Source organism: Micromonospora sp. WMMB235, assembly GCF_001855515.1.
Taxonomy (GTDB): domain Bacteria; phylum Actinomycetota; class Actinomycetes; order Mycobacteriales; family Micromonosporaceae; genus Micromonospora; species Micromonospora aurantiaca.
The window spans coordinates 693,323-708,646 of the sequence record NZ_MDRX01000001.1 but is presented as its reverse complement, the minus strand read 5'-3'; the positions used below and the strand labels follow the sequence as shown (position 1 = coordinate 708,646).

Annotated in this window: 16 protein-coding genes; 1 reads left to right on the top strand and 15 read right to left on the bottom strand. The window is 74.9% G+C overall.

Annotation, left to right across the window (positions count from 1 at the left end; genetic code table 11):
- Positions 1 to 16: 16 nt before the first annotated feature.
- The 7 genes from BFV98_RS02840 to BFV98_RS02810 all read right to left on the bottom strand — a co-directional run bounded on the left by BFV98_RS02840 (position 17) and on the right by BFV98_RS02810 (position 6,715).
- Positions 17 to 1,279 (bottom strand): beta-ketoacyl synthase, encoded by a 1,263-nt coding sequence (locus BFV98_RS02840; protein ID WP_013476570.1) that lies wholly within the window; start codon positions 1,277 to 1,279, stop codon positions 17 to 19.
- The gene (locus BFV98_RS02835) at positions 1,276 to 2,895 is read right to left on the bottom strand and encodes a class I adenylate-forming enzyme family protein (RefSeq protein WP_013476569.1); all 1,620 of its coding nucleotides are present in this window, start codon (positions 2,893 to 2,895) and stop codon (positions 1,276 to 1,278) included. Before BFV98_RS02835 ends, BFV98_RS02840 begins: the two co-directional genes overlap by 4 nt.
- A complete protein-coding gene (locus BFV98_RS02830; RefSeq protein WP_071094781.1) occupies positions 2,892 to 3,392 on the bottom strand; it encodes a beta-ketoacyl synthase chain length factor in 501 nt (166 codons plus the stop codon). The genes BFV98_RS02835 and BFV98_RS02830 overlap by 4 nt, the downstream gene beginning before the upstream one ends.
- 113 nt (positions 3,393 to 3,505) lie before the next feature.
- Positions 3,506 to 4,636, bottom strand: a complete 1,131-nt coding sequence (locus BFV98_RS02825) for a beta-ketoacyl synthase (RefSeq protein ID WP_013476567.1) — start codon at positions 4,634 to 4,636, stop codon at positions 3,506 to 3,508.
- Entirely contained in the window at positions 4,629 to 4,874 is a 246-nt protein-coding gene (locus BFV98_RS02820; protein ID WP_013286638.1) for a hypothetical protein, read from the bottom strand. Before BFV98_RS02820 ends, BFV98_RS02825 begins: the two co-directional genes overlap by 8 nt.
- Positions 4,874 to 5,137 carry an acyl carrier protein gene (locus BFV98_RS02815; protein WP_013286639.1) on the bottom strand — a complete coding sequence of 88 codons (264 nt, stop codon included), beginning with the start codon at positions 5,135 to 5,137 and terminating at the stop codon, positions 4,874 to 4,876. The genes BFV98_RS02820 and BFV98_RS02815 overlap by 1 nt, the downstream gene beginning before the upstream one ends.
- 180 nt (positions 5,138 to 5,317) lie before the next feature.
- Positions 5,318 to 6,715 (bottom strand): class I adenylate-forming enzyme family protein, encoded by a 1,398-nt coding sequence (locus BFV98_RS02810; RefSeq protein WP_049800155.1) that lies wholly within the window; start codon positions 6,713 to 6,715, stop codon positions 5,318 to 5,320.
- Positions 6,716 to 6,972: 257 nt separating this feature from the next.
- Here BFV98_RS02810 and BFV98_RS02805 point away from each other — a divergent pair, with 257 nt between their 5' ends.
- On the top strand, positions 6,973 to 7,410 hold the full coding sequence (locus BFV98_RS02805) for a GNAT family N-acetyltransferase (RefSeq protein WP_071094779.1): 438 nt from the start codon (positions 6,973 to 6,975) through the stop codon (positions 7,408 to 7,410).
- A gap of 3 nt (positions 7,411 to 7,413) precedes the next feature.
- On the opposite strand, the gene BFV98_RS02800 is transcribed toward BFV98_RS02805, so the two are convergent.
- From BFV98_RS02800 to BFV98_RS02765, 8 genes are read right to left on the bottom strand one after another with little or no spacing between them, the layout of a single operon-like run.
- Positions 7,414 to 8,661, bottom strand: coding sequence for a beta-ketoacyl synthase N-terminal-like domain-containing protein (locus BFV98_RS02800; protein WP_013476564.1), 1,248 nt, complete (start codon positions 8,659 to 8,661; stop codon positions 7,414 to 7,416).
- On the bottom strand, positions 8,658 to 9,926 hold the full coding sequence (locus BFV98_RS02795; RefSeq protein ID WP_013286647.1) for a beta-ketoacyl synthase: 1,269 nt from the start codon (positions 9,924 to 9,926) through the stop codon (positions 8,658 to 8,660). Before BFV98_RS02795 ends, BFV98_RS02800 begins: the two co-directional genes overlap by 4 nt.
- Entirely contained in the window at positions 9,923 to 10,333 is a 411-nt protein-coding gene (locus BFV98_RS02790) for a cupin domain-containing protein (protein WP_013286648.1), read from the bottom strand. The genes BFV98_RS02795 and BFV98_RS02790 overlap by 4 nt, the downstream gene beginning before the upstream one ends.
- On the bottom strand, positions 10,330 to 11,037 hold the full coding sequence (locus BFV98_RS02785; RefSeq protein WP_030268674.1) for an SRPBCC family protein: 708 nt from the start codon (positions 11,035 to 11,037) through the stop codon (positions 10,330 to 10,332). The genes BFV98_RS02790 and BFV98_RS02785 overlap by 4 nt, the downstream gene beginning before the upstream one ends.
- Positions 11,034 to 12,563: an acetyl/propionyl/methylcrotonyl-CoA carboxylase subunit alpha gene (locus BFV98_RS02780; protein ID WP_071094777.1), complete on the bottom strand. Its 1,530-nt coding sequence runs from the start codon at positions 12,561 to 12,563 to the stop codon at positions 11,034 to 11,036. Before BFV98_RS02780 ends, BFV98_RS02785 begins: the two co-directional genes overlap by 4 nt.
- Complete coding sequence (gene accB / locus BFV98_RS02775) at positions 12,563 to 13,048, bottom strand: acetyl-CoA carboxylase biotin carboxyl carrier protein (protein ID WP_013286651.1); 486 nt, start codon at positions 13,046 to 13,048, stop codon at positions 12,563 to 12,565. The genes BFV98_RS02780 and accB overlap by 1 nt, the downstream gene beginning before the upstream one ends.
- Positions 13,048 to 14,769 carry an acetyl-CoA carboxylase carboxyl transferase subunit gene (locus BFV98_RS02770; protein ID WP_013286652.1) on the bottom strand — a complete coding sequence of 574 codons (1,722 nt, stop codon included), beginning with the start codon at positions 14,767 to 14,769 and terminating at the stop codon, positions 13,048 to 13,050. Before BFV98_RS02770 ends, accB begins: the two co-directional genes overlap by 1 nt.
- On the bottom strand, positions 14,766 to 15,119 hold the full coding sequence (locus BFV98_RS02765) for a TcmI family type II polyketide cyclase (protein ID WP_013286653.1): 354 nt from the start codon (positions 15,117 to 15,119) through the stop codon (positions 14,766 to 14,768). The genes BFV98_RS02770 and BFV98_RS02765 overlap by 4 nt, the downstream gene beginning before the upstream one ends.
- Positions 15,120 to 15,324 lie beyond the last annotated feature (205 nt).

The following is a 15,324-nucleotide window of genomic DNA, read 5'->3' as shown; positions in this document are numbered from 1 at the left end:
CGGGACTGGAGTCCGGTCAGCCCGCGGCCGGGGTGGCGGCCCGGCGGGCCGGCCCGGAGAGCCGGCGCAGGAGCAGACTGACGTTCTGGCCGCCGAACCCGAACGAGTTCGTCAGCGCGTGGCCGGCCCGGGTGGGCCGGGGCACGGCGCGGACGTGGTCCGCCTCGCACTCCGGGTCCGGGTCGTCCAGGTGGTAGGTGGGTGGCAGCAGGCCACTGTCGAGCGCCAGCGCGGTGGCCGCGGCCTCCAGCACCCCTGACGCGCCGAGCAGGTGCCCGGTGAGCGCCTTGGTGGAGCTGACCGGCACACCGCCGGTGCCGAACACCTCGGCCAGCGCGATCGTCTCGGCGACGTCACCGAGCTTGGTGCCGGTGCCGTGCGCGTTGACGTACCCGACGTCGGCGGGCCCGACCCCGCCGGCCGCCAGCGCGCGGCGCATGCACGCCGCCGCTCCGGCGCCGTCCGGCCGCGGCGCGGTCGGGTGGTACGCGTCGGTGTTCGCCCCGAAACCGGCGACCTCGGCGTAGCCGCGCACACCCCGGCCCTCGGCGTGCCCGGCGCGCTCCAGCACCAGCAGCGCCGCGCCCTCGGCCAGCACGAAACCGTTGCGCCGCTTGTCGAACGGGCGGCTCGCCTCGGTCGGTTCGTCCCAGCCCCGGGCCAGCGCCCGGGCGTTGCCGAACGTGTCGGCGAACGTGCCGAACAGCGGCGCCTCGCTCGCCCCGCACACCACCACGTCGGCCTCGCCGGAGCGGATGAGGCGTACCCCGTCGGCGACGGCCTGGGCACCGGAGGCACAGGCCGTGCCGACCGACGAGCTGTAGCCGCGGATGCCGTGCGCGATGGCGATCCGCGCCGATGGCATGTTCGGCAGGATGCCGGTGAGCAGGTACGGGCTGACCGCCGCCCGGCCCCGGGCGGCCCGCGCCAGCACCTGGCCCTCCAGCGTGGACATGCCGCCGACGCCGCCGACGATCACCGCGATGCGCTCCGGGTCGACGTCGCGGCCCACCTCGATGCCGGCGTCGGCGAGCGCCTCGGCGGCGGTGATCAGGGCGAGCAGCACCACCCGGTCGAGCACCTTCGTCTCCGGTCCGGAGGCGACGCTGCGCGGGTCGATGTCCGGCAGCACCCCGGCCACCTCCAGGCTGCCCGCCGCCGGGTGTCCCTCGGGCGGGCGGCGCAGCCCGGACCGGCCGGTGATCAGCGCGTCGAACGTGTCCGCCACGCCGCGCCCGGCCGGGGTGAACAGGCCCATGCCGGTGATGACGGCGGTCACGACGGCGCCTCGGTCAGGTAGCGCTCGCGCAGCGCCACCTTGCGGACCTTGCCGGTCACGGTGACCGGGATGTCGTCGGCGCGTACCGGGACGATCCGGCGCAGCGTGGCTGCCACGTCCGGGCCGAGCGCGGTACGGATGCGTTCGGTGCGGTCCGCCTCCGGGTCGGCGCCGGCGGCCAGCTCCAGCAGCACGTCGGTGGTGACTGTGCCGTCGTCCGCCTTGACGATCACCACAGTGCAGTCGGTGACGTCGGGGCAGGCGGCGAGGATGCGTTCCTCGGACAGCGCGGTGAAGAACCGCTTCCCGTCGCCTGCCTCGACCGAGTCGACCGCCCGGTCCAGGTGGTAGTAGCGGCCGTCCTCGTCGGCGTACACCAGGTCGCCGGTGAGGTACCAGCCGCGCAGCCGGAACCGGTACGTGGTGACCGAGTCGTTCCAGTAGCCGCGGAACAGCGACGGCGAGTCGATGCCGAGCCAGCCGACCTGCCCGGGCGGCAGCTCGTTGCCGTCGGCGTCGAGCACGGCGACCTTGGCGAACCGGTACGGGCGGCCCACGCAGCGGCCGTACCGGTCGGTGTCGGTGGTGTGGGTGATGTGGAACATCGAGTGGCCCATCTCGCTGGAGCCGAGCCCGTCGATGAACACCGACCCGGGTACCCGGGTCACGCCGCCGCGCGTCACCACGTCGCGGGAGCCGACAGCGACCAGCCGCCGTACGTGCGGCTCGTGCGAGCAGTCGCCGGTGTTGAACCACAGCCGCACCGAGTCCAGGTCGTAGCCGGACAGGTCAAAGCGGGCCAGCTCGGCCCAGGTGACCGAGAAGCCGAACACGCCGTCCGGGCGCCACCGCTGGATCGCGTCCAGCACCCGCTCACCGCCCTGGTCGGAGAGCAGGAACATCTCCGCCCGGTTGCCGAGCGCCTGGTTGACCATGAGCACTGTGGCGGTGTGCGGGGCCGGCAGCGCGTTGAGGATGCGTGTGGTGCCCTGCGCCTGCGGCATGGACAGCAGGTGGCGGGTGGCGGCGAACAGGCTGGCGTGCGAGTGCAGCACCGCCTTCGGCACACCCGTGGTGCCGGAGGTGTGGGTGATCACGATCGGGTCGTCCGGGTGGTGCCGGTAGTGCGCGGGTGCCGTGTCGGGGTCGCCGGTGCCGGCCTGCGCGGGCTCGCCGAGCATCGGCGCGCCCAGGTCGTGCCCGGCCAGCGCCTCGGCGTGCGCGGCGTCGGCGAGCACCCCGGCGGCGCGCAGCCGGCGGATGTACTCGGCGGCGATCTCGGGACGCAGCCTGCCGTTCATCAGCGCCGGGATGGCGCCGAGGCGGGTCAGCGCCAGGAACGACAACACCATGTCGGCGGCGGTGCCGGCCCAGACCGCGACCGGGTCGCGGGGTTTCACCCCGCGTTCGTGCAGCCACGCCGCCCGGGCGGCGACCATCCGGTCGAGCCGGCCCAGGGTCAGCGGGGTCTCGGCCGGGTGGCCGTCGATCTCGGTGTCGAACGTGAGCCCCGGCCCGTCCGGGTCGGCGCCGTGGGCCAGCACCCGGGCGAGCACGTTGCCCGCGCCCAGCTCGGCGTCGGCCGCGAGCGCGCCGCGTAGTCCCTTCGTCCTCATTGACGTGTTCCCTCCCCCAGCAGCACCGCGGTCGCCTCGCCCGGCGTACCGTCCGGTGCCAGTTCGATCAGGATCAGCAACGCCTGTGCGGCGTCGCCGTCGTACAGCAGCAGGTCCGCCTCGGCCTCCCCCTCGGCCCGCGCGTCGCCGGTGGGGCTCAGGCACACCACCGGCCCGTCCAGTCCCCAGCGCGCCGCGACGTGCCCGACCACGCTGTTCGGCACCGACTGGAAGAAGAACAGCGGCCCGATCCGCCCGCCCGCGGCCACAGTGGCGCGTACGTGCGCCGCCCCGGCGGTGTCCCCACCGGCGCTGACCAGCACCACAGCCGTCCGGTTGCCCGGCGGCAGCGGCCCGTCGGGGTACCGCCGCGCGAGGCACCGCTGCGCCACCGCGGCCACCAGCGGCGCGAACGGCGAGTGCACGAACCCCGGCACCCCGGCCGGCCCCGCGCCCCCGTCCCCGTCCTCGGGCCACCGCGCCTCCGCGAGCACCACGACTCCCCTGTCGCGCGATCTTGCGGTTGGTGCCCCGGGCGCGGGCGTTGTGCCCGGTTCGCCGGGGCCGTGAGTGCAAGATCGCGGGAGGTCGGGGTGGGGGGCGGGGGCGGTCATGAGGTGCTCACCAGGAGGGCCGTGTCGGCGCCGCCGAAGGCGGCGTTGAGGGTCAGGGCGTGTTCGGTACGCGCGGGGCGCGGGGCGTCGCGGATGACGTCCAGCGGGCACTGCGGGTCGGGGCCGAGCCAGCCGGCGGTGACCGGCAGCTTGCCGTGCCGCAGGGCCAGCACGGTGACCAGCAGTTCCAGCAACCCGGACGCCTCCAGCGCGTGCCCGTGCACCGACTTGGTGGAGCTGACCGGCAGCCGCCCGGCGTCCTCGCCGAACACCCGGGTCAGCGCCGCCGCCTCGGAGGCGTCGCTGAACGGGGTGCCGGTGGCGTTGGCGTTGACGTAGCCGATCGCGTCCGGGGGCAGCCCGCCCCGGCGCAGCGCCGCCTCGACCGCCCGGGCCAGCCCGAGCCCGTCCGGGTGCGGCTGGCACGCGTGGTACGCGTCCCCCGCCCGGCCCCACCCGGCCACGCTCGCCAGCGTCTCGGCGCCCCGCCGGGCGGCGGCGCCCGCCGACTCCAGCACCACGGCGGCCACCCCGTCGCCCAGCAGCAGGCCCTTGCGGCCGGCGCTGAACGGGCGTACCGCGCCGTCGGCGGCGAGCGCCCGGCCGGCGTCGAACAGCGCGTACTGGTCCGGTTCGACCAGGTAACCGGCCGCGACCACGACCCGCTCCAGGTCGCCCCGGCGGATCAGCGCCGCCGCGTCGGCGACCGCGCTGCTCGCCGACACACACGCGGTGGTGTAGATCCGGGTACGCCCGCCGAGGCCGCACCGTGCGGCCAGGTGACCGGCGAGCGCCGGCACCGTCGGCTCGTCCCACCCCTGCGGTACGGGCAGCGAGTACGGCCCGCCGTGGGTGGCCAGGAACAGCGCCGACTCCGCCCGCCCGGCCCGGTCCAGTCCGGCGGCCCGGGCGGCGGTGTCGATCGCGTCGGTCAGCTCACCGGCGAGCGTGCCGACGTCCGGCAGGGTGGCCGCCACCGTCACCCGGCGGCCGGTGGTGTCGAAACGGCGCACCGGCGCGAACGCCGGGGTGCCGGTGAGCACCCCGGCCAGCAGCGCGTCGGCGCCCCTGCCGAGGGCGCTGAGCGCGTAGGTGCCGGTGATCCGTACGGTCTCCCGCTCAGCCATCTGCGGGAGCGGTGAGAGAGCCACGGAACACCGCGAGCGCGTCGTCGACGGTGCGGATGCCGGCGAGTTCGTCGTCGCTCAGGTCCAGCCGGCGGTCGTAGCGCTGCTCGACCATGTGCACCAGCCAGGCCAGCTCCATCGAGCCGAGCCGGTCCGGCACCTGGTCGGCGGGTTTCGCGGTCAGTTCGGCGAGCATGCTCACCAGGTCAGCTCGCCCCAGGTCGGGCTGACCGGACATCAGGACTTGTCGCTGTTCGCGGCCACCCGGTCGGCGACCATCGTGGTGAACTCGCCGACCGTCATCAGCGCCAGCTTCTCCGACTCGTCGTCGGCGAACTTCACGGCGTAGCGGTCCTCGACGCGGACCGCCAGGTCGGCCAGGGCCAGCGACTCCAGGTCGACGCCGGAGGGGCCGAGCGTGGTGTCGTCGTCGAGCTCCTCCACGTCGTAGTTCATGTCGGCGAGCTGTTCGACGACGAAGGTGCGGACCTCGTCTCGCATGGGTTCAGACCTCTTCTCCGTGTACCGGCTGACGGTGCCCGGTCGGGACACCGTGTGCGTGTGAACCGGCGGGGTCGGGCGCGCGGGTGGCGCGTTGCCCGGCCGGTCCGGGGCGGGATTCGGGGTGGACCGGACTTCCGGTGGGCGTCCGGCGGGTGTGCGGCTCGTACAGCGGGCCGGTCACGACGCCGCGCCCCGCAGCGCCGGGACGGACCGGACCAGCTTTCCGGTGGTGGTGCGGGGCATCTGGTCGAGCAGACGCAGCGTGCGGGGACGCTTGAAGCCGGCCAGCCGCTCGGCGATCAGCTTGTCGAGCGTGTCCTCGGTCAGTGAGCCGTCGGTCTGGACGTACGCGGTGATGCCGTCGTCCCAGACCACGACCGCGGCGACGACGCCGGGCAGCCCGGCGACCGTGGCCTCCACCTCGGTCAGGTCGACCTTCAAGCCGCCCACCGACACCTGCGAGTCCAGCCGGCCCTTGATGGTGACCAGACCCGTGTCCGGGTCGACCACGCCGGCGTCGCGGGTGTGCAGCCAGCCGTCGGCCCACCGGGTCGGGTCGGCCAGGCCGACGTACGGGTTGGCCGGGCAGCTCACCCACAGCTCGCCGTCGCGCTCGCGTACCTCGATGCCCGGGGCGGGCGCGATGGCGGGCCGGTGCCGCCCGTACAGGTCGGTGCCGATGACGCCGACCTCGGTCATCCCGTACATGTTGCCCAGCGGGACGCCGTAGCGGTCGGTGAACGCGTTCGCCACGGCCGCGGGCACCAGCTCGCCGCCTGTGGTCATGCGCTTGAGCTGGGGCAGCGGCCCGGCGGGTGTGGTGGAGGCGAGCAGCCCGATGTGGAACGGGACGCCGAGCACAGTGGCCGGGGTGTCCTGGGCGGCGACGGCGGCGAGGATCGCGTCGCCGCTGAGCCGTTCCGGCGGGCACAGCTCGACGCCGGCGTGCAGCCCGTAGAGCAGGCCGCCGACCAGGCCGAGCACGTGCACCATGCTGGGGAGCAGGATGATCCGCTCGCCGGGCAGCGCGACGCCGTCGATGCGGGTGTAGCGGTGCACCTCGGCGACCAGGTCGGCGGCGGTGCGGCCGATCACCTTGGACGGTCCGGTGGAGCCGGAGCTGAGCTGGATCACCGCGTGCGGGCTGCCCGCCGGGCGGTCGGAGTACGCGCTGACCCCCGCGGTGACGTCGACGAAGATCCGCAGCGCGCCGCCGCCGGTTCGTACCGGGGCGACCACCACCTGCGGGCCGAGCCGGCGCAGCGCCTGGTCGACCTCGTGGTCGGTGAGCCGGTGGTCGAGCAGCACCGCCTGGGCGCCGGTACGCCAGGTGGCGAGCAGGTGCGCCACGTACGCCAGCGAGGGCGGCAGGCGCAGCGCGGCGGCGCCTCCGGCGCGCAGCCCGGCCCCGGCGAGCCGGTCCTGCGCCTCGCCGACGAGCCGGCGCAGCGTGCCCTTGTCGACCGGTTCGGGCAGGCGCAGGCAGACGTCGGTGTCGCGGCCGGTGAACAGGATGTCGTCCACCCAGTCCACCGTCGTCGAGGCAGGATCTTCCGCCACGGGATGTGCAGTCACGACCAGCCACCGTTCCACTGAGGAACTGGGCGGATCCGCCCAGCGGGTACGTCGTTCGGGGTATGGCGGAACCCTACGACGCCCCTCTTCTGCATCGCCAGATGCAAATGGCTAGATCCAAAACAGCGGCTGGGTGGATTGCTCAGGCTCGATCGGACAGGCAGGATCGGGGCCACGCCGGCAAGGTAGTCCGCCGGCCGCCGGATGCTGTGCGCGCGGCACCCCGCGCGGACGGCGGGGGCGGCTACGCTCACGGCATGTTCCGTGCCGCCCGGCCCGACGACTTCCCACAGCTCATCCGCCTCTACCGGCAGCTGAACCCGGACGACCCGCACCTGAGCGACGGCTCCGACGAACGGGTCTTCGCGCGGATCCTGGCCACCGAAGGGCTGCACCTGTTCGTGCTCGACGTGGACGGCGCGGTCGTCGCCACCACCTACCTCAACGTGATCCCCAACCTGAGCCGGTCGGCGTCGCCGTACGCGGTCATCGAGAACGTGGTGGTCGACGAGTCGCGGCGCGGCACCGGCCTGGGCAGGCAGATCATGGCCGGCACGCTCCGGGCCGCCTGGGACGCGGGCTGCTACAAGGCGATGCTCATGACCGGGTCGCGCTCACCCGCGACCCACGCCTTCTACCTGGCCTGCGGGTTCTCCGGCGACGCGAAGACCGCGTACCTGGCCCGGCCGTCGTGACGGTCAGTGCTCCCCCGCCGGTGGGGGCGCGGCGCCGCGCAGCACCAGCGCGCTGTTGAACCCGTCGAAGCCGCGCGCGCCGACCAGCGCGATCCGGCTGCGCGGCGGGCGGGGCTGCCGCAGGAACGTCAGCTCGCAGCCGGGCGCCGGCTCGTCCGGGCCGGCCGAGGCGGGCAGCATCCCGCGCCGGAACGCCAGCAGCGCGGTGGCCGCGTCCAGCGCGGACCCGCCCTGGTGCGCCCGGCCGGTCAGCGGCTTCTGCGTGGTCACCGGCGGGGTCCGGTCGCCGAACACGGTACGCAGCGCCGCCGCCTCGGCCCGGTCGTACGCGGGCACCCCGAGCGCGTCCGGCCAGATCACGTCCACGTCGTGCGGGCGTACCCCGGCGCGTTCCAGCGCCAGCCGCATCGCGCGGGCGTAGTGGGCCGGGTCGGGGCCGGTGGCCGGGTCGGTGGGCGCGGCGTCGTGGGTGGCGGCCCAGCCGGTGATCTCCCCGTAGACGCGGGCGCCCCGGGCCAGCGCGTGGCCCAGCTCCTCCACCACGAAGACGGCGCCGCCCTCGGCCGGCACGTACCCGCTCGCCGCGACGTCGAACGGCCGGTACGCCCGCTCCGGGTCGGACACGTCGCTGAGCAGGCCGGAGCGGAGCTGGCAGGCCAGCGCGTACGGGCTCAGCGGGCACTCGGTCGCCCCGGCGATCACCACGGGGGTGCCCCGGCGGATGGTGCGCACCGCGTGCGCCAGGCTGTCCAGCCCGCCGGCCGACTCGGACACGGTCACCCCGGACGGCCCCTTGAACTGGTGGCGGATCGACAGCTGTCCCACGCTCGCGGCGTAGAACCAGGCGATCGACTGGTACGCCCCGACGGTGCGGCTCGGCCCGCCCCAGAGCCGTTGCAGCTCCCGCTGCCCGAACAGGTTGCCGCCGGAGGAGCTGGCGAGCGTGACCGCCCACTGGTACGGGTCGGGCGACACCTCGGGCAGCCCGGCGTCAGCGAGCGCCAGCCCGGTGGCGGCGAAGCCCAGGTGGGTCCACCTGTCGGTCTGCACCCGCTGCCGGGTGTCGCTGAACCCGGCCGGGTCGAAGCCGGCCACCTCCCCGGCCACCCGGGTCGGGTACCGCTCCGGGTCGAACAGCGTGATCGGCCCGGTGCGCCGGGTGCCCGCGAGCACTGTGTTCCAGTGCGCCTCGGCGCCGACGCCGCTGGGCGCGACCACGCCGATGCCCGTCACCACGGCCCGCGCGGTCACGGTGCCACCGCGAGCCGGCGGAACACCATCGCGGACTGGAATCCGCCGAATCCGCTGCCCACCGACAACGCCACGTCCACCGGCACCTCCCGGGCCTCGTTCGGCACGTAGTCCAGGTCGCACTCCGGGTCGCGGGTGGTCCAGTTCGCCGTCGGCGGCACCACGCCGTACTCGATGGCGAGCGCGCAGGCGGCCATCTCGATCGAGCCGATGGCGCCGAGCGAGTGGCCGACCATCGACTTGATCGAGCTGATCGGCACCCGGTACGCCGTCTCCCCCAGCGCCCGTTTGAACGCCGCAGTCTCGTGCCTGTCGTTCTGCCGGGTGCCGGAGCCGTGCGCGCTGACGTACGACACGGCCGTCGGGGCGAGCCGGGCCTGCCGCAGCGCGTCGCTGATCGCCACCGCCATCTCCGCGCCGTCCGGGCGCAGCCCGGTCATGTGGAAGCCGTTGCTGCGGCTGGCGTACCCGGCCACCTCGCAGTAGACGTGCGCGCCCCGGCGGCGGGCGTGCTCGGCCTCCTCCAGCACCAGCACCGCCGCGCCCTCGGCGAGGACGAACCCGTGCCGGTCGGCGTCGAACGGCCGGGAGGCGTGCTCCGGGTCGTCGTTGTCCGGACTGGTCGCGCCGATCGCGTCGAACGAGGCGACGGTGACCGGGGAGATCGGCGAGTCCGCAGCACCGGCCAGCACCACGTCGGCCTCGCCGTCGGCGACGAGCTGGTGGGCGTACCCGATGGCGTCGATGCCGGAGGTGCAGCCGGTGGAGATCACCTGCGCCGGGCCGTGCAGGCCGTGCCGGCAGGCCACGTCGGCGGCCAGGCTGCTGGGTACCAGCGCCTGGTAGAGGTACGGCCCGCCGAGCGCGTGGTCGACCAGCCAGTGCCGGCCGGAGTCGCTGACCCGCACGTACTCCTGCTCCAGCGCCATGGTCCCGCCGACGGCGGTGCCGAGCACCACCCCGGCGCGTTCGCGCTGCGCGTCGGTGAGGGTGAGGCCGCTGTCCGCGAGCGCCTCGGCGGAGCAGGCGAGCGCGAACTGCACGTACCGGTCGGCACGCTGCCGTTCGGCGAGCGTGATCCCGGCGGCGTCCGGGTCGAAGTCGCACTCGGCGGCGATCTGCGACCGGAACGGCGACGGGTCGAAGAAGCTGATCCGTCGCGTCGCGGTGCGCCCCTCGGTGATCGTCTTCCAGAAGCGGTCCCGGGTGGCGCCGCCGGGTGCGACGACGCCGATGCCGGTGACCACTGTGCGCCGGCCGGTCACGACGGCTCCCGTGGCGGCGGTGCCGCGCTCTCGGTGTCGACGTGGCCGAGTTCCGGGCGCGGGGCGAGCGGTCCGAGGTGGAACACCACCTCGGCGGGCTCGTCGCCGGTGTTGCGCAGCCGGTGCCGCACGTCCTTCGGTACGTAGAGCGCCTCCCCGGCGGCCACCGGCACCGGCGTGTCGTCCAGGTCGACGGTGATCGCGCCGCGGGCGACGTAGAGGAACTCCTCGCTGTACGGGTGGTAGTGCTCGGCGATCCGCTCCCCCGGCGCGAGCGTGGCGACGCCCATGAATCCGGAGGTGCTGCCGACCGTCTTCGGGCCGAGCAGCACCCGCAGTTCCCCGCCGCGGCGGCGGTCGGCCGGTACGTCGTGGACGGAGACCCGGGCGGTGGTGGTGTCGGTCATCGCGCGCCTCCCGCGTGTGCCCGCTCGATCTTCTCCTTGATCACGGCGAGCTGGATCGTGCTGTTGGTGTTGATCCGGTTGGTCATGGCGGCGTTGTCGACCGGTGCGTCCGGCTTCATCGCGAAGTCCTGGGTCCAGGTCATCCGGGTGCCGGCGGGCGTCTCGTCGTAGCGCCAGTGGATGCGCATGTACTCGAACGGGCCGGTCTCGACGCGCCGGGCGTGCACCTCGCGGGTGGCCGGGTCGGCGGTGCGTTCGCTGACCCAGCTCCACGACACGCCGTTCTCGTCCGGGTGCATGGTGAGCCGGAAGCGCACGGTGTCGCCGTCGCGGTGCAGGATCTCCGCGGTCGCGTACTCGGTGAACAGGTCCGGCCACCCGGCCACGTCGTTGGTGATCTCCCAGACCAGCGGCAGCGGCGCGGCGATCTCCACGGCGTTCTCGGTGTGCCCGGGCGGGTCCGCCTTGCGGGCCACCAGGTCGGCGACGCCGGCGATGCTGAGCTGCCCGGCCTGTTCGGGGATCTTCACCCGCCACCTGTCGGCCACCACCGCCGACAGTTCGAGCAGCGCCAGCGAGTCCATGCCCAGTTCCTCCAGGCTCGCGGCGGGCGCGCCGGCGGCGGCGTCCGGGTCCAGGCCGCAGTGCGTGACCAGGATGTCGGTGATCTCGCGGGCGAGCGGGCGGTCGGGGGCGACGGTCATCGGTTCCTCCAGGTGGTCGGGCCGGCGGCGGGCACGGCGCTGACGGGGGTACGGCCGCCCGGCTCGGCCGCGCCGCGCGGGTCGGGCACGACGGCCCGCGCCGGGGACGCCTCGGCCGCGGCGTCGGCGGGCGGGGCGTCGGCCGGCGGCGCGTCGGTGGGCGGCGCGTCGTCGGCGGGCGGGGCGAGCAGGCGTTCCACCAGGGCGGTGGTGTGCCGGGCGGCGCGGAACGCGGGGTCGCGCAGCACCCGGCGGGCGAACGGGATCGTGGTACGCACACCGGGACCGGCCACGTCGAACTCGGCCAGCGCCCGGTCGAGCCGGTCCAGCGCGGCGTCCCGGTCCGGCGCCCACACCGCCACCTTCGCCAGCAGCGAGTCGTAGTGCGGGCTGACCAGATAACCGACGTGCCCGTGGGTGTCGACCCGGGTGAACGGGCCGCCCGGCGGCCGGAACCGCTCCAGCCGGCCCGGTGCGGGCGCGAAGTCGCGGTCCGGGTCCTCCACGTTGACCCGGCACTCGATCGCCACACCGTCCAGGCGTACGTCGGACTGGCGCAGCCGCAGCGGGGTGCCGAACGCCACGTGCAGCTGTTCCTGCACCAGGTCGATGCCGGTGATCATCTCGGTGACCGGGTGTTCCACCTGGATCCGGCAGTTGATCTCCAGGAAGTGGCAGCGTTCGGCCTCGTCGACCAGGAACTCCACTGTGCCGGCGCCGGTGAAGCCGACCGACAGCGCGCCGCGCAGCGCCACCTCGGCGACGGTGTCCAGGGTGGCCTGCCGCAGCGCGGGCGCGGGCGCCTCCTCGATCAGCTTCTGGTGCCGGCGCTGCACCGAGCAGTCCCGGGTGCCCAGGTGCACGCCGTTGCCGTGGCCGTCGCAGAGCACCTGCACCTCGACGTGGCGGGCGTCGGCGAGGTACCGCTCGACGTACACCCGGTCGTCACCGAACGCGACCTGGGCGGCGGCGCGGGTCCGGGCGTACGCGCGGGGCAGCTCGGCGGCCGAGCGCACCACTGTCATGCCGCGCCCGCCACCGCCCGCGGCGGCCTTCACGATCACCGGGTAGCCCACCTCGGCGGCCACCTCCTGCGCCTCGCCGACGGTGGGCAGCGTCCGGACGCTGCCCGGCGGCAGCGGCAGCCCGGCTGCGCTCATCAGCGCGCGGGCCGTCGACTTGTCCGCGAGCGCGGCCATCACCTGCGGCGGCGGGCCGACGAAGACCAGGCCGTTCTCGGCGCAGATCTCGGCGAAGTCGGCGTCCTCGGACAGGAAGCCGTAGCCGGGGTGGACCGCCTGCGCGCCGGTCTGCCGGGCGGCCTCCACGATCGCGGCCGCGTTGAGGTAGCTGCGGCGGCTGGCCGCCGGGCCGATCCGTACCGCCTCGTCGGCGAGCCGCACCGGCAGCGAGTCGGCGTCGGCGCTGGAGTGCACCACCACCGTGCGCACGCCGAGTTCCCGGCAGGCGCGCAGCACCCGCAGCGCGATCTCGCCCCGGTTGGCGATCAGCACCTTGTCGAACATCAGGAGTCCTGTCCGGTGACCGGTTCCAGGGCGATCAGCGGCTGGTCGTACTCGACGGGCTTGCCGTCGTCGACCAGCACCTCGACCACCCGTCCGGCCTGGCCGGCGGTCACCTCGTTCATCAGCTTCATGGCCTCGACGATGCCGACCACCTGGCCCGGGCGGACCATGTCGCCGACCGCGACGAACGGCATCGCCCCGGGTTCGGGGGCGCGGTAGAACGTGCCGACCACGGGCGAGCGCACGGCCGGCCGGTCGGTCGCCGGCGCGGCTCGCGCGGCCGGTTCGGCGGCCCGCGCGGGGAACGCCCCGGCCGGTTCGGCGGCGCGCGGCGCCGGGGGTGCCGGGTCGTGCCACTCGACCTCCAGCACCGACTCGCCGCTGCGCAGCCGCACCCGGCGCACCGGCCCGGCCAGGTCGGCGACGAGCTTGCGGGCCTGCCGGCGCAGCCCGTCGAGCACCTGCTCGGACTCGGCGTCGGCCATCACGCCACCTCCGCCCGGTCACCCGACGGCGAGGCCGGGAACGGGCCGGCTGCCGATCGGGCCGCGCCGAAGCGGCGGAACCGTTGCCGGCGGCGGCGGACCAGCGTGGCCGGGGGGACGGTGAGCAGCGGCGCGAGGTTCGCCGCGACCGCCCGGCGCAGCAGCTCGGCCGCGCCGCCCGGGTCGGCGTGCGCGGCCGGGCGCGGCTCCGGCACCAGCTCGTCGACCACGCCGAGGCGGCACAGGTCGGCGCCGGTGAGCCGCAGCGCGCGGGCCGCCTGCGGGGCGGCCGAGCTGTCCGGCCAGAGGATCGCGGCGCAGCCCTCCGGGCTGATCACCGAGTAGACGGCGTGCTCCAGCATGAGCACCCGGTCGGCGACCGCGAGCGCGAGCGCGCCGCCGCTGCCGCCCTCCCCGGTGACCACCGCCACCACCGGCGTGGGCAGCACGGTGAGCGCGAGGATGTTCTCCGCGATCGCCGCCGCCTGACCCTGCTGCTCGGCGCTCACCCCCGGGTCCGCGCCGGGCGTGTCCACGAGCGTCACCACCGGCAGCCGCAGCCGCGCCGCGAGGCGCATCAGCCGCAGCGCCTTGCGGTGCCCGGCCGGGCTGGCCATGCCGAAGTTGCGGGTCACCAGCTCGGCGGTGGTGTGCCCCTTCTGGTGACCGATCACCATCACCGGGCGGCCGTCCAGGCGGGCGATGCCGCCGACGACAGCCGGGCAGTCGGCGCCGAGCCGGTCGCCGTGCAGCTCCACGAACCCGTCGAACGCCGTTTCCAGGTAGTCCAGTGTGGTCGGACGACCCGGGTGCCGCGCCGTGCGTACCGTCTCCCAGGGGTCGCGGTCGGGCCGCGGGGTCGCGGTCGGCGCGGTGACCGGCGGGCGCGGCGCGGGCGGGTTCTCCGGCGCCCGGCGGCCCGCCTCGGCGGCGGCGAGCAGCGCCGCGAGCCGGCCCCGCAACGCGTGCCGGGGCACCACCATGTCCACCTGACCGTGCCGTAGGAGGTACTCGGCGGTCTGGAAGCCCTCCGGCAGCGTGGCGCCGGTGACCTGGCGGATCACCCGGGGCCCGGCGAAGCCCAGCCGGGCGCCGCTCTCGGCCAGCACCAGGTCGGTGTTGGTGGCGAAGGAGGCGGCCACCCCGCCGTACGTGGGGTCGGTGACCACGCTGACAGTGAGCAGGCCCGCCTCCCGCATCCCCGCGAGGGCCTGGCTGACGGTGGCCATCTGCATCAGCGACAGCGCGCCCTCCTGCATCCGCGCGCCGCCGGACGCGGTCACCAGCACCAGCGGGATGCCGTCGGCGAGCGCCCGCTCGGCGGTCCGGGTGATCAGCTCACCGACCGCGCAGCCGAGGCTGCCGCCGAGGAAGCGGAAGTCCATCACCGCCAGCGCGACCGGGTGCCCGCCGAGCCGGGCGGTGCCGCACAGCACCGCCTCGTCCAGGCCGGTCGCCGCGCGGGCCGCGCCGAGCCGGTGCGGGTACGGCAGCTCGTCGACGAACTCGATCGGGTCGACGCGTACCGCCCGGTCCGGCAGCGGGACGAACGAGTCCGGGTCGGCCAGCTGCGCCACCCGGTCCGGCGCGTCCAGCCGGGCGTGTGACCCGCACTCCGGGCAGACGTCCAGGTTGCGGCGCAGCCGCTTGCGGTAGAGCAGCGACGCGCATCCGTCGCACCTCGACCAGAGCTGCTCGTCGCGCGGGGCGGTCGTGGTCACTGTGGCCGCCCGGCGGTGTCGTACCGGTGGGCCGGCGCGTCGTAGCGGTAGAAGCAGTGCGCCATCGCGTCGCGCGGCGAACGCCAGGTCGGCAGGTACGGGGAGATGTACGGCCGCAGCCGCTCGCTGATCCGGATGAACTCCGGATGCCCACGGTTGTCCTCGACCGCGCCCTGCGCGGGCGTCTCCGTCTCCAGCAGATGGACGTAGAGGTCGTGCAGCCGGTACAGCGAACGATGCCGGACCCCGACCAGGCCGGGCAGCTCGGTCGCGTCGGACTCGGCGAAGATCTCGGCCACCCGGTCCTCGGCCGTCGGCACCACCTTGGCGACGATGAGCGAACGGTCCATTCGCGCCTCCTGCACGTCCCGGTGCGCGGCGAACCGGTCGCGCCGCACGGATTGCCACACGGTCGCGCCGGCGGCGTCTACCGGGCGTCAACCGGGCCCCATCGCGCCACAAACATGGTGACGCTGCGTTGACGCAAGCTGTGCGTGAGCTATGGGAAGATCGCTTTCCGGTTTCCGGGTGACGACACTTCTTCGCAGATCACAG